The sequence below is a fragment of the Cupriavidus necator A5-1 genome, from assembly GCF_000744095.1.
Taxonomy (GTDB): Bacteria; Pseudomonadota; Gammaproteobacteria; order Burkholderiales; family Burkholderiaceae; genus Cupriavidus; species Cupriavidus necator_A.
This window is the reverse complement of sequence record NZ_JQLI01000002.1, coordinates 1-11807: the sequence shown is the minus strand read 5'-3', so window position 1 is coordinate 11807 and position 11807 is coordinate 1. Positions and strand designations below refer to the sequence as shown.

The 11807-nt window shown below is 66.1% G+C and carries 13 protein-coding genes and 4 pseudogenes; 4 read left to right on the top strand and 13 right to left on the bottom strand.

Features of this window, described 5'->3' with window-relative positions:
- The 7 genes and pseudogenes from K307_RS20955 to K307_RS20940 all read right to left on the bottom strand — a co-directional run.
- Positions 1-388 (bottom strand): annotated as a pseudogene (locus K307_RS20955) (ABC transporter transmembrane domain-containing protein); the annotation flags it as partial.
- Between the two features lie 394 nt (positions 389-782).
- Positions 783-1016: pseudogene (locus tag K307_RS49660) on the bottom strand (glycosyl transferase); the annotation flags it as partial.
- Positions 1017-1066: 50 nt separating this feature from the next.
- Positions 1067-1249: a hypothetical protein gene (locus tag K307_RS49655; RefSeq protein ID WP_230625976.1), complete on the bottom strand. Its 183-nt coding sequence runs from the start codon at positions 1247-1249 to the stop codon at positions 1067-1069.
- A complete protein-coding gene (locus K307_RS49650; RefSeq protein WP_230625975.1) occupies positions 1246-1425 on the bottom strand; it encodes a hypothetical protein in 180 nt (59 codons plus the stop codon). The genes K307_RS49655 and K307_RS49650 overlap by 4 nt, the downstream gene beginning before the upstream one ends.
- An 8-nt stretch (positions 1426-1433) precedes the next feature.
- The gene (locus tag K307_RS49645) at positions 1434-1817 is read right to left on the bottom strand and encodes an O-antigen ligase family protein (RefSeq protein ID WP_230625973.1); all 384 of its coding nucleotides are present in this window, start codon (positions 1815-1817) and stop codon (positions 1434-1436) included.
- A 44-nt stretch (positions 1818-1861) separates the two neighbouring features.
- Positions 1862-2509 carry a hypothetical protein gene (locus K307_RS49640; RefSeq protein WP_230625971.1) on the bottom strand — a complete coding sequence of 216 codons (648 nt, stop codon included), beginning with the start codon at positions 2507-2509 and terminating at the stop codon, positions 1862-1864.
- Positions 2510-2817: 308 nt separating this feature from the next.
- The gene (locus K307_RS20940; RefSeq protein WP_022540044.1) at positions 2818-3132 is read right to left on the bottom strand and encodes a LexA family protein; all 315 of its coding nucleotides are present in this window, start codon (positions 3130-3132) and stop codon (positions 2818-2820) included.
- Between the two features lie 48 nt (positions 3133-3180).
- Between K307_RS20940 and K307_RS20935 the strand changes: the two genes are divergently transcribed.
- Genes K307_RS20935 through K307_RS20925 form a run of 3 tightly spaced genes read left to right on the top strand, consistent with a single transcriptional unit; the run spans position 3181 to position 6099 of the window.
- Positions 3181-4308 carry an IS630 family transposase gene (locus K307_RS20935; RefSeq protein WP_042882497.1) on the top strand — a complete coding sequence of 376 codons (1128 nt, stop codon included), beginning with the start codon at positions 3181-3183 and terminating at the stop codon, positions 4306-4308.
- 3 nt (positions 4309-4311) lie between these two features.
- Entirely contained in the window at positions 4312-4992 is a 681-nt protein-coding gene (locus K307_RS20930; RefSeq protein WP_042882495.1) for a glycosyltransferase family 2 protein, read from the top strand.
- A gap of 33 nt (positions 4993-5025) precedes the next feature.
- A complete protein-coding gene (locus K307_RS20925; protein ID WP_042882493.1) occupies positions 5026-6099 on the top strand; it encodes a glycosyltransferase family 4 protein in 1074 nt (357 codons plus the stop codon).
- A gap of 19 nt (positions 6100-6118) precedes the next feature.
- On the opposite strand, the gene K307_RS49635 is transcribed toward K307_RS20925, so the two are convergent.
- The 3 genes and pseudogenes from K307_RS49635 to dnaE all read right to left on the bottom strand — a co-directional run.
- The gene (locus tag K307_RS49635) at positions 6119-6523 is read right to left on the bottom strand and encodes a hypothetical protein (protein WP_230625969.1); all 405 of its coding nucleotides are present in this window, start codon (positions 6521-6523) and stop codon (positions 6119-6121) included.
- Positions 6520-7245 (bottom strand): hypothetical protein, encoded by a 726-nt coding sequence (locus K307_RS49630; RefSeq protein WP_230625979.1) that lies wholly within the window; start codon positions 7243-7245, stop codon positions 6520-6522. The genes K307_RS49635 and K307_RS49630 overlap by 4 nt, the downstream gene beginning before the upstream one ends.
- A gap of 225 nt (positions 7246-7470) precedes the next feature.
- Positions 7471-9628 (bottom strand): annotated as a pseudogene (dnaE, locus tag K307_RS49625) (DNA polymerase III subunit alpha); the annotation flags it as partial.
- A gap of 207 nt (positions 9629-9835) precedes the next feature.
- Between dnaE and K307_RS20915 the strand changes: the two are divergent.
- Positions 9836-10684 (top strand): sulfurtransferase, encoded by an 849-nt coding sequence (locus K307_RS20915; protein ID WP_042882491.1) that lies wholly within the window; start codon positions 9836-9838, stop codon positions 10682-10684.
- Between the two features lie 37 nt (positions 10685-10721).
- Here the strand turns inward: K307_RS20915 and K307_RS20910 are convergent, their stop codons facing one another.
- From K307_RS20910 to K307_RS49615, 3 genes and pseudogenes are all read right to left on the bottom strand, one after another.
- Entirely contained in the window at positions 10722-11339 is a 618-nt protein-coding gene (locus K307_RS20910; RefSeq protein ID WP_230625977.1) for a CoA pyrophosphatase, read from the bottom strand.
- Positions 11257-11730, bottom strand: a complete 474-nt coding sequence (locus tag K307_RS49620; RefSeq protein WP_329955918.1) for a 50S ribosomal protein L19 — start codon at positions 11728-11730, stop codon at positions 11257-11259. The genes K307_RS20910 and K307_RS49620 overlap by 83 nt, the downstream gene beginning before the upstream one ends.
- Positions 11663-11800, bottom strand: a pseudogene (locus K307_RS49615) (50S ribosomal protein L19); the annotation flags it as partial. The gene K307_RS49620 and the pseudogene K307_RS49615, both read right to left, overlap by 68 nt.
- Positions 11801-11807: the final 7 nt, after the last annotated feature.

Sequence of the window (11807 nt, the reverse complement as noted above, 5' to 3'; positions counted from 1 at the left end):
GCTGGTCAGGATCTGCAGCACCTGGTTGACTCGAAGATCACCGCATTGATCAGCGATGCCGCGGTGTTACGGTGGAAGAACGCCGCCGGGGCGTGCAGCAGGCGCTCGAACATCTGTATGCGCATCTTCAGCAGCACACGGTTCGAGATCAGGTTCAGCAGATAGCCCGAGGCAAACTGCGCCACGCCGCGGATCAGCGCCACGCCGGTCAGGAGCGCGGGCACATGCCACAGCGTGCCGGCGTACTCGCCGCCGAAGCCTTTGTCGAGCAGGTCGTTGACGACCTTGGGGATCACCCCTTCACTGGCCGCGACCACCGCCATGGCAAGGATGGCGCCGATAAAGACGCGAAGCTCGGGCGCAGGTAAGACCAGAGCCGGGCCGACATGCTGGACGGCACGGTAGAACCCGGCGAAATGGGCGGTTTGGATGTGGTCACTGAAGTGTCTTCTGTGTGGATGCGTTGGCCCGGGCGCGCATGCTAGCCCGGACGCTTCTGCCGGGCCACCCGCAGGAACGGCCTGACGAGGAACTGGAACAGGAAGCGCTGATAAACGTAGCGGCGCAGATAATAGCCGATGCTGCGCCGGGCCTTGTCGGTCGCGTCGAGATCGGCGATGGCCCTCCAGCGCCGACTCGTCCGCCAGTTCGGTCAGGCCGATGCAATACGGCACCACGGCGCGGACCGAGACCAGGCCGCGCTTCTCGAACGCGGACCAGTAGTCGGCCGCGCACCACAGCGGCTGCAGGCCGTCGAGCAGCCGCTGCGCCGCGGCGCGGGTGACCACATAGCCATGTGCGCGCCACCACTCGCCATAGCGCCTGACCAGCTTGCGGTCGCGGCCGAGCGGGCGCGTGCCCCAGCGAGTGTATTTGTCGATATGGGACAGCAGCACAGCGTCGGGCCGGGCCGGATCGAGATGCTGCTGCAGGTCGGCGAGTACCGCCGGCAAGTCGTCGCCCAGCAGTGCATCGTCCTCCAGCACCAGCGCGAACTCCGCACCGTCCTCCAGCATTTTCCGGTACACGCCGAGATGGCTCAGCGCGCACCCGACCTCGCCGCGGCTCATGGGCCGTAGCTGAACGCCGCCGCGGCCGCATCATAGCGCTGCGCCACCTCGTCTTCGGTCAGGGCGCGCCCGTCGACGGCCGGGAACACCTGGAAGGGAACGCCGAGCCGTTCCAGCTGCCCGAAATGCGCTGCCGGCGGCTGCGCGCTTGCCAGGTTGATGACGTAGGCGCCGATCATGCCGCCACCGCCTGCGCATCCGGTCGTGCCAGCGGCTCGGGCTGGTGATCCCTGGCCACCACGATGGCAAAGCAGGTGGAGATCATCAGCGTGTAGAACGCGTTGGTCATCGCGATAAAGAACATGGCTTCGGTCAGGCCGAACAGCAGGAAGCCGACGCTGGTGGCAAGGCCCATGGTGGCAGCTACGCGCACCACCGCATCGCGGTTACGCACATGGCGCAGGAAGAAAACGGCCGGCACCAGGTAGACGGCGAGTACCGCCAGCATGCCGGGCAGCCCCATCGTGGCGCCCAGATACAGGATGTCGTTGTGCGAGTGCCCGAACTGAGTCGTGGCCGGCGTGATAAAGCCGCTGGCCGCCAGCGCATCCAGGCGGGCGAGAAGCCTTCCGGACCCACGCCGGTCAGCGGGTGCGATTGCAGCATATTGAGTGACGCCTTCCACAGTTGCAGCCGCCAGCCCTCCGAGGTATCCAGGCCGGTTTGCGAAGAGAAGGCCGCGATATTCGAGAATGCCTCGGTCACGCGCGTCTTGACGATGCTGCTGCAATAACCGGCGACCGCCATGCTACCGACCAGCACGGCCAGCAGTGCTGCGCGGCTGCGCCAGTTCAGCCGCGCATGACCATCAGCACAAACAGCAGCAGCACGGGAATGGCAAGCCAGCCGCCGCGCGTGGCGCTGATATACGAGGTGTACAGCCCGGCCGCCCCCGCCAGCAGCTTGGCGCCGACGGCCAAGTGGTGGCGGCGGCGGTCCCAGCCGATCGAGACCAGGGCCAGCATGCCCATCAGCAGCGACAGGTTGGCAAACGGAATCACGTTACTGACGCCGACATGGATCGGCCGGCCGTGTTCCGCCAGCGTGTGGATCCAGACCGCGGACACGATCGCGCCCGCCACAAGCCCCCACTGCACGCCTTGCAGCACGCGCCGGCCGAGCTGGGCCAGGCCCCATGCCAGCAGCACGAACAGGGCAAAGCGCAAATAGAGATACGGCACGTCAGGCGGCTCGCCACTGAGGACCTGGCGCAGCAGCAGCGCGGCCGGCAGCGACGCCATCGCGGCCGCCATGGGCCAGTGGGCGCGCAGCATTGAACCCCATGAGGCCAGGCCGGCCCGGCGCTGCAGCGCGAGGGCAATCAGGCACCACATCAGCAGCAGGGTGAAACCGGTATTGGCTGCGGAGGGATAGGTCAGCAGCAGGAGCGGAAAGGAGATCAATGCGGCACACGCCACCAGGGACAAAACCTTTTCCATCCCTGTAAAGCGGGACAAATGTGCTCTTATCATCAAATTCGTGATTGAGAAAACTGCCCCGGGAGGCTGGCAGGAACCCTGCCAGGCGTCTCCAGGGGCACTGCGCCGGTGCGGTAGAATGCGCGGTCAACATCCACCGCCTGGCGCCGTGGGCAACGCCGGCGGCCTGTCGGTTTGTCCGACCTGTGCGCCGCCTTTACGTTCCATGAGAGTCTCGGCCGTCATCATCACCAGGAATGAAGCTCACAATATCGGGCCATGCCTCGAAAGCGTGTCCTGGTGCGAAGAGGCGATTATAGTGGATTGGGCTAGTACCGCTGCACAGAGGTTATGACAGTTTGGCTGGGTTGTAGGACAGGCAAGCAGTTGTGGTCAACGAGCAGTTCGATGGTGCGAGCGATGCCTGCTTGGCGGCGGATCAACCCATTGCGTTCGAGGTTGAGCACCATCTGATGGACGGAAGGAGCCGTGACGGCGAAGAAGCGCTGCATGTCGCGCTCGGCCGGAGAGCGGCCGTTTATCAAGCTGTAGGCCCATATGAAGGCGAGATACTGACCTTGCTTGTCGGTGAAGCTCGGGCAGGCTGAGCGCTCGCCAGACAATGGAAGCGATTTCTGATTCATTCGGAACCCCCGCAGTCGAAGGAGGCCCCCCAGAAGGAGGCCATCCGAATGAATCTACGCTATCGAGTCGAGCTCGACCAATCCGAGCGTGAGGCGCTCGCTGCCATGCTAAGCGGCGGCAAGCATGCGGCACGCAAGCTCAAGCGAGCGCAAATCCTGCTTGCAGCGCACGCTGGCCAGGATGACGCGAGCATCGCAGCCACCGTGGCGGTTGGCGAATCCACGGTGTACCGCACCAAGCGCCGCTTCGTGGAGACGGGTCTGGAAGCGGCGCTGAACGAACAGGCTCGACCCGGGGCGCAGCGCAAGCTCAGCGGCAAGGAAGAGGCCCTGCTGATTGCCACCGCCTGCACCAACCCGCCACCGGGACGTGCGCGCTGGACGCTGGAATTGCTCGCCGACACGCTCGTCAAACTGACCGAGCACGAAGAGCTATCGCGCGAGACGGTACGCCGGCGCCTGGCCGAGAACGATCTGAAGCCCTGGCGCAAGAACATGTGGTGCATTCCCAAGATCGACGCGGAGTACGTTGCACGCATGGAAGACGTGCTCGACCTGTATGCCGAAACCCCGGACCCGCAACACCCGGTGGTGTGCTTCGATGAAAGCCCGACCCAGCTCATCGGCGAGGTACGCCAACCGATTCCGGCCGAGCCGGGTAAGCCTTTGCGCTACGACTGCGAATACAAGCGCAACGGCACCGCTAATCTGTTCGTCTTCCTCGATGCGCACCGTAGCTGGCGCAAGGTGAAAGTCACCGAACGGAGAACGGCAGATGACTTCGCCCAGTGCATGCGCGACCTGGTCGATATCCACTACCCCCAGGCACCGCGCATCCGGGTCGTGCTGGACAATCTGTCGACCCACACGCCGGCTGCCCTCTACCAAGCCCTGCCACCAGCAGAGGCACGCCGCATCCTGCAGCGGATCGAATTCCACTACACCCCCAAGCACGCCAGCTGGCTCAACATGGTCGAGATCGAAATCGGCGTGCTGCGAAGCCAGTGCCTGGATCGCCGCATCGACTGCCGCGATCGGCTGATCACCGAGGTCGCGGCTTGGGAGCAACTGCGAAACGCCAGCGGCGCTCGCATCAACTGGATGTTCTCTACCGAAACGGCACGGGAGAAATTGGCCAAAGCCTACCCAGTACCGACCTCTGACAAACCGTCATAACCTCTGTGCAGTGGTACTAGCACGGATGACACTGTGGCCATTGCGCGTGCAGCCGGCGCCACAGTAATCCAGACCGAGGCGTGGCCGGGCTTCGGCCCGCAGAAGAACCGCGCGGTCGAGGCCGCCAGCGGCGACTGGATCCTGAGCCTGGATGCGGACGAACGCGTAACGCCGGCCCTGCGCGACGAAATCCTCGCGCAACTGCAGCAGCCGGGCGCGCAGGCGCTCGCCCTGCCCCGCCTGTCCGCGTTTTGCGGCACCTTCGTGCGCCACGCCGGCTGGTATCCCGACTACGTGACCCGCGTCTTCCGCAAGGGCCGCGGCCGCTTCACCGATGACCTGGTGCACGAGCATCTCAAGGTCGACGACCCTCTCGTCCATCTGAAAGAACCGCTGGTCCATTACAGCTACCGCTCGCTGTCGGACGTGCTGCGCAAGATCGACGCCTATTCCAGCGCCGGTGCGCAGCAGGCCTACGCCCGCGGCAAGCGCAGCTCGGTCGCGTCGGCCGCCGGCCACGGTCTGTGGGCCTTTGTCCGTACCTATTTCCTGAAGCGAGGCTTCCTGGACGGCAGTGCAGGCTTCGGCGTGGCGCTGATGAATGCGCAGGCAAGCTACTACAAGTACGCCAAGCTGGCGCAGCTGCACGCTGCCGCTGCCGCAGATGCCAAGCCCGCCCCCTGACGCGGCCGCCCTCATCCTCCACTCCCTCCATCGATGAAAGTTGGCATCTCCTGCAATCGCTTCGGCGCCGGCGGCGGCCTGGAGCGCTATGCGCTCGACATCAGCCGCGCGATGGCGGCCCGCGCCGGTACCGAGGTGTCGGTCTACGCGCGCCGCTTCGATGCGGGCGTGGCGCAGTCGGCCGGTGTCACGCCCCATCGCATCGTGGTCTCGTGGCTGCCCGGCAAGCTGCGCGACCGCTATTTCTCATGGCGGCTGCAGGCGCGCCTGCCCGCCGACGAAGTGCTGATCGGCTGCAACCGCGTGCGCGGTTCGGACATCGCCATTTGCGGCGGCACCCACCGCGGATACCTCACCGCGCGCGGCACGCCCCCGCGCCGCTCCGACCAGTGGCAGATCAACCTCGAGAGTGCGCAGTACGCCGGTGCGCATCGCGTGGTGGCACATTCGGCGTTGATGCGCCGCGAGGTGATCGAGCTGTACGGGATCCCGCCGGACCGCGTGGAACTGATCTATCCGCCGGTCGACACGCAGCGCTTCACGCCGGTCGACGCCGACGCGCGCGCCGCGTTGCGCCACGAGTTCGGTTTCGGCGACGACGAGGTGGTGTTCCTGTTCCCGTCGTCAGGCCATGCCCGCAAGGGTTTCGACCTTCTCGCCGACTATTTCTCGAAATCGGACCTGCCGATCACGCTCGCCGTGGCCGGCCGCCCGGTCGGGCGCAGCATCCCGCGGGTGCGGGAGCTAGGCTACAGCAGCCGGATCGACGCACTCTACCGCGCCGCGGACTTCACCATCCTGGCCTCGGGCTATGAACCCTTCGGGCTGGTCGGGGTGGAATCGGTGCTGTGCGGCACGCCGCTGGTGTTTGCCGACAATATCGCCTGCCTGGAAGTCATCCGGCCGCAGGCAGTGCATGCGTTCGCGCGCGATCGCGCCGATACGCTTGACCGCGCGATTCGTGCCGCGGTCGACGCGGCACGCACCGGCCAGGGTCGGCTGGCGGATCCGATGGCGATGCTCAACTACGATCCGGGCATCGAGGCCCACGTCGACGCCCTGCTGGCGCTGGCGGCCAGCGCGCGCGCCGCCCGGCAGGCGGCCTGACACCACCGCTGCCGTCGGCTTATTCGTAGACGGTGCTGACGCTGTCCGGCGACAGCGCCAGCCGCAGCGCGGTCAGCGCCTCGTCGGACGGCACCACCTTCCAGTCCGGACCGAGCATGGCCTCGCACGAAGCTGCCGCGGCCTGGTAGTGGATGCGCACCGGCAAACCCTGCACGCCGCTGGCGCGGGCCAGGTGCGGCGTCAGCAGTTCGCGCAGCATCCCGGTCGACGAATTGCCGTTCATCGCCAGCCGCACGGCGCTGGCAAACCGGGTGCGAGCGGCCACCAGGTCCATCACCGACTCCGCCGTAAACCGCACCCCGCCGGTAAACGTATCGTGCCGCGCATTCCCCGTGGCGATCAGCAGCTCGTCCTCGCGGAACATATTCCGGTTGGCGTCGAACAGCTCGTTGAACACCGTCATCTCGACCAGCCCGGTGCGTCGTCCAGCGTCACGATCAGCATCTTGCCGCGCTGGGTCATCTGCGTGCGGATGCCACTGATCACGCCGGCAATGGTCTTGCCGCGCACGTCGCGGCCGAAGCCGCCGCCGTTGCCCTGCACTTCCTTTTCCAGCGCGGCCAGCGTGCCCTTGTTGAAGCGGCGCACCTCGTCACGGTAGGCGTCGAACAGGTGGCCTGAGAAGTAGTAGCCGAGCGCCTGCTTTTCTTCCTGCAGCGTGCGCTTGGGGCTCCAGCGCGGCTCGTCGAGCAGTTCGGGGCGGTGCGCGTCGCCGCCATCGCCCATCAGGTCGAACAGCGACACCTGGTTGGCCGACTCGGCCTTCTGGTCGGCGGCCTCCATCGCGATCGGCACCGAGGCCAGCAGCTGGGCGCGGTTGTCGTTCAGGCTGTCGAAGGCGCCGGCGCGGATCAGCGCCTCGATGGTGCGGCGGTTGACCTGACGGCGGTCGACGCGTTCGCAGAAATCGAAGAGATCCGTGAAGGGCCGCTCCTCGCGCGCGCGCAGGATGTCTTCGATCGCGCCCTGGCCGCTGCCCTTGATGCCGCCCAGCCCGTAGCGGATGGTCTTGCGATCGGTCGGCGCGAAGCGGTATTCGCTGGCGTTGACGTCGGGCGGCAGCACCGCGATCTTGTTGAGCTTGCAATCCTCGTAGAGGATCTTGACCTTGTCGGTGTCGTCCATGGCCAGCGACATGTTGGCTGCCATGAATTCGGCCGGATGATGGGCCTTGAGCCAGGCCGTGTAGTACGCCAGCAGCGCATACGCGGCCGCGTGCGACTTGTTGAAGCCGTAGCCCGCGAACTTCTCCATCAGGTCGAAGATGTCGTCGGCCTGCTGCGCGGAGAGGCCGTTCTTGTCGGCGCCCTCGCGGAACATCACGCGATGCTGCGCCATCTCCTCGGGCTTCTTCTTGCCCATGGCGCGACGCAGCAGGTCGGCGCCACCGAGCGAGTAGCCGCCGATGATCTGCGCCATCTGCATCACCTGTTCCTGGTAGACCATGATGCCGTAGGTCTCTTTCAGGACGGGCTCGACGCGCGGATCGGGATATTCCACTTCTCGCGGCCGTGCTTGCGCGCGCAGAAGCTGGGGATCAGGTCCATCGGGCCCGGTCGGTACAGTGCCACCAGCGCGATGATGTCTCGAAGCGGTCAGGCTTGGCGTCCTTGAGCATGCCCTGCATGCCGCGGCTTTCCAGCTGGAACACGGCGACCGTGTTGGCCGTCTTGAGGATGTCGAAGGCGGGGCCGTCGTCGAGCGGGATATGGCTGCAGTTCCAGTCGGCCTTGCTCGGATCGAGGCGGCGGATATAGCGCTCGGCCCAGTCCAGGATGGTCAGCGTGGTCAGGCCCAAGAAGTCGAACTTGACCAGGCCGGCGGCCTCGACGTCGTCCTTGTCGTACTGGCTGACCACGCCGCTCATGCCGTCGTTCTGCGCGCCCTGCGTGTACAGCGGGCAGAAGTCGGTCAGCCTTCCGGGCGCGATCAGCACGCCGCCGGCGTGCATGCCGACGTTGCGGGTCATGCCTTCGACGCGCTGTGCCAGCTCCAGCAGCTGGCGTACTTCTTCCTCGTTGTTCTCGCGCTCGGTCAGCAGCGGCTCTTCCTTCTTGGCCTCCTCGATGGTGACCAGCTTGCCCGGCTTGAACGGGATCAGCTTGGCGATGCCATCGACAAAGCCATAGCCGAGGTCGAGCACGCGACCCACGTCGCGCACCGCGGCCTTGGCCGCCATGGTGCCGAAGGTGGCGATCTGCGATACCGCGTCCTTGCCGTACTTTTCCTTCACGTACGTGATCACGCGATCGCGGCCGTGCTGGCAGAAGTCGATGTCGAAGTCGGGCATCGAGACCCGTTCCGGGTTCAGGAAACGCTCGAACAGCAGGGCATACTTGAGCGGATCAAGATCGGTAATGCCGAGCGCATACGCCACCAGCGAACCGGCGCCCGAACCGCGGCCCGGCCCCACCGGCACGCCGTTGTTCTTGGCCCAGTTGATAAAGTCCGCCACGATCAGGAAGTAGCCGGGGAAGCCCATCTTGATGATGGTGCCGGTCTCGAATTCCAGCCGTGCGTAGTATTCCGGGCGCTTCGATTCGCGTACCGCCTCGTCGGGGAACAGCACCGCCAGGCGCTTCTCCAGCCCTTCCTTGGCCATGAAGACCAGGTAGTCGTCCAGCGACATGCCGTCGGGCGTGGGGAAAAGCGGCAGGCGCGGCTTGCCCAGTTCCAGCGTCAGGTTGCAGCGGCGCGCGATCTCGACCGCGTTCTCCAGTGCCGAGGGGATGTCCGCGAACAGCGCGCACATCTCGTCCTGGGTCTTGAAGTACTGGTCGGTGGTAAAGCGCCGGGTGCGGCGCGGGTTGGCCAGCAGCTCGCCTTCGGCGATGCACACGCGCGCCTCGTGCGCGGTGTAGTCGTCCGGCGTCATGAACTGCACCGGATGCGTGGCGACCACCGGCAGCTGCAGCTCGGCCGCCAGTTGCACGGCGTGCTGCACGTAGGCATCGGTGCCGGCATGGCCGGCGCGCTGCAGTTCGATGTAGAAGCGCTGCGGGAACACGCTCGCCCAGTGCTGCGCGGCGCGGCGTGCGGCGTCGGCATTGCCGTTGGCGAGCGCCATGCCGATATCGCCGCCCATCGCGCCCGACAGCGCGATCAGGCCGGTTGCCAGCGGCAGGTCGTCCTCGCCGGGCTCGAGGAACCAGGCCGGGTCGATCTCGGCGCGGCCGCGGTGCTGGTTGCCCAACCACGCGCGCGACAGCAGCATGCACAGGTTCAGGTAGCCGCGGCGGTCCTGCACCAGCAGCAGCAGGCGCGACGGCTTGTCGCGGTCCTCGGCGTTGGTGAGCCAGACGTCGGCACCGACCACCGGCTTCACGCCCTTGCCGCGCGCCTCCTTGTAGTAACGGATCAGCCCGAAGGCGTTGGCGAGGTCCGTCAGGGCGAGCGCGCCCATGCCATCGGCGGCGGCGGCCTTGACGGCGTCTTCCAGGCGGACGATGCCGTCCACGATGGAGTATTCGGAATGCAGGCGGAGGTGTACGAAGCGGGGTGCAGACATGGGCGACATTGTACCGGCTCGGCCCGCTTGCCGGCCTCCAATATTGCGTGCAGGCCGCGCGTGGAGGCCGCATCGCAAAGCTGATCGGGGTGCTTGGGAATGCGCGGCAGGAGCGCCCGGGCGCGTTATAATTTCGCCTTTCCAATCAGGCAGTTATCGCAAGCCGTCGGCGCCCTCCCGGACGCGGCCGTGCGCGCGCAGTCTCTCATGCAGATCGTCAACATTTCCGCTTACAAATTCGTCTCGCTGGACGACATCGAGACCCTGCGCCCGGCCATGCGCGAGCGCTGCGAAGCGGCAGGCCTGAAAGGCACGATCCTGCTCGCGCCCGAGGGCATCAACATGTTCCTGGCCGGCCCGCGCGAAGCCATCGACGTTTTCATGACCTGGCTGCACGCCGATACGCGCTTTGCCGATATCGCACCCAAGGAAAGCCTGTCGGAGAACCAGCCCTTCAAGCGCATGCTGGTGCGCGCCAAGAAGGAAATCATTACCATGAAGATGCCGCTGATCCGCCCCGAGGCGGGCCGCGCACCTTCGGTGCGGCCGGTCGATCTGAAGCGCTGGCTCGACCAGGGGCACGACGACGAAGGCCGTCCGGTGGTGATGCTCGATACGCGCAATGACTTCGAGGTCGCGGTCGGCACCTTTGAGTCGGCGGTCGAGTACGACATCGCCAAGTTCAGCGAATTTCCCGAGGCCGTTGCCGCGCACAAGTCGGAGCTGGAGGGCAAGACCGTGGTGTCGTTCTGCACCGGCGGCATCCGCTGCGAGAAGGCGGCGATCCATATGCAGGAAGTCGGCGTCGAGCGCGTGTACCAGCTCGAGGGCGGCATCCTGAAGTATTTCGAGGAAGTAGGCGGCAGCCACTATCGCGGCGACTGCTTTGTCTTCGACTATCGCACCGCCCTGAACCCGAACCTGGAGCCGGCCGGCCCCAAGCAGTGCTTTGCCTGCCGCGCGGTGGTCACGCCAGAGGAGCAGCAAAGCCCGCACTACGTGATCGGCGAGAGCTGCCCGCACTGCGTCGGCAGCAAGGACAAGGCGGCGGCTTAAGACTCGCCTGGCGGCGGCTTGGGATTCGCCTGACGGCTCAGGCCGCCAGCAGGTGGTAGAGATTGCGCAGCATGCCCGCGGTCGCGCCCCAGATAAAGCGGCGGCCGCCGTCCTCGCGCGGATAGGGCATGGCGTAGAAGATCCGTTCGCCGTCGACCCAGCGGAACAGGCGCCGCTCATGGTGCGAAGGGTCCATCAGGAAGGCCAGCGGCACTTCGAAGACATCGGCCACTTCCGATGCGTCCGGGCGCAGCGTAAAGCCGTCGCGCACCAGGCCCACCACCGGGCTTACGTGGAAGCCGGTGCCGGTGATGTAGTCCGGCAGCGCGCCGAGCACTTCAACGTAGTCGCGCGCCAGTCCCACCTCTTCTTCCGTCTCGCGCAGTGCCGTGTCGATGCGGTTGGCATCCCACTCCTCCTGGCGTCCGCCCGGGAAGCTGATCTGCCCGGCATGCGCGCTCAGGTTGGCATTGCGCTGCGTCAGCAGCACCGTCAGGCCATCGCGCCGCTCCACCAGCGGCACCAGCACGGAGGCGTCGCGCAGCCCGCGGCTGCGGTCGTAGACGCGCGATTCATCGGTCAGCTCCGGCGCCCAGGCCGGGGGCACCTCGAAGCGGTGCCGGATAAAGTCCACCTGCAGCCGCGGCGCGCTCAGGGCGCCGTTGCGCAGATCGGTGTCGATGACGGGGAGGGATTCGGGATCGAAGGCGGGACGCATAACAAGCGCAAGTATGACAGAAGCGCGCGTTTCGGCGCCGCAGCAAAATCCGCCGCGCTCGTGGCCGCGTTGCCACGGCACCATGCAAAAAGGGCACCGTAAGGTGCCCTTCCTGAGGAAACGCTGGCCGGGCTGCCCCGGCCGGCATGTCCAGCTTACTGTGCAGCCTTGGCAGCGACAGCAGCCTTCGACACCAGCTTTTCCTTGATACGTGCGGACTTGCCGAACGCTGGCGCAGGTAGTACAGCTTCGCGCGACGCACGTCGCCGCGACGCTTCACTTCGATGCCGGCGATCAACGGCGAGTACAGCTGGAACGTACGTTCCACGCCTTCCCGACGAGATCTTGCGCACGATAAAGGACGAGTTCAGGCCGCGGTTACGCTTGGCGATCACCACACCTTCA

Bases quoted from the DNA above. Each gene is read 5' to 3' on its own strand.
- K307_RS49655 (WP_230625976.1), bottom strand. From the start codon at position 1,249: ATGATCGGCGCCTACGTCATCAACCTGGCAAGCGCGCAGCCGCCGGCA.
- K307_RS49650 (WP_230625975.1), bottom strand. From the start codon at position 1,425: ATGGGCCTTGCCACCAGCGTCGGCTTCCTGCTGTTCGGCCTGACCGAA.
- K307_RS49645 (WP_230625973.1), bottom strand. From the start codon at position 1,817: ATGGCGGTCGCCGGTTATTGCAGCAGCATCGTCAAGACGCGCGTGACC.
- K307_RS49640 (WP_230625971.1), bottom strand. From the start codon at position 2,509: ATGGAAAAGGTTTTGTCCCTGGTGGCGTGTGCCGCATTGATCTCCTTT.
- K307_RS20940 (WP_022540044.1), bottom strand. From the start codon at position 3,132: ATGAATCAGAAATCGCTTCCATTGTCTGGCGAGCGCTCAGCCTGCCCG.
- K307_RS20935 (WP_042882497.1), top strand. From the start codon at position 3,181: ATGAATCTACGCTATCGAGTCGAGCTCGACCAATCCGAGCGTGAGGCG.
- K307_RS20925 (WP_042882493.1), top strand. From the start codon at position 5,026: ATGAAAGTTGGCATCTCCTGCAATCGCTTCGGCGCCGGCGGCGGCCTG.
- K307_RS49635 (WP_230625969.1), bottom strand. From the start codon at position 6,523: ATGACGGTGTTCAACGAGCTGTTCGACGCCAACCGGAATATGTTCCGC.
- K307_RS49630 (WP_230625979.1), bottom strand. From the start codon at position 7,245: ATGGACGACACCGACAAGGTCAAGATCCTCTACGAGGATTGCAAGCTC.
- K307_RS20915 (WP_042882491.1), top strand. From the start codon at position 9,836: ATGCAGATCGTCAACATTTCCGCTTACAAATTCGTCTCGCTGGACGAC.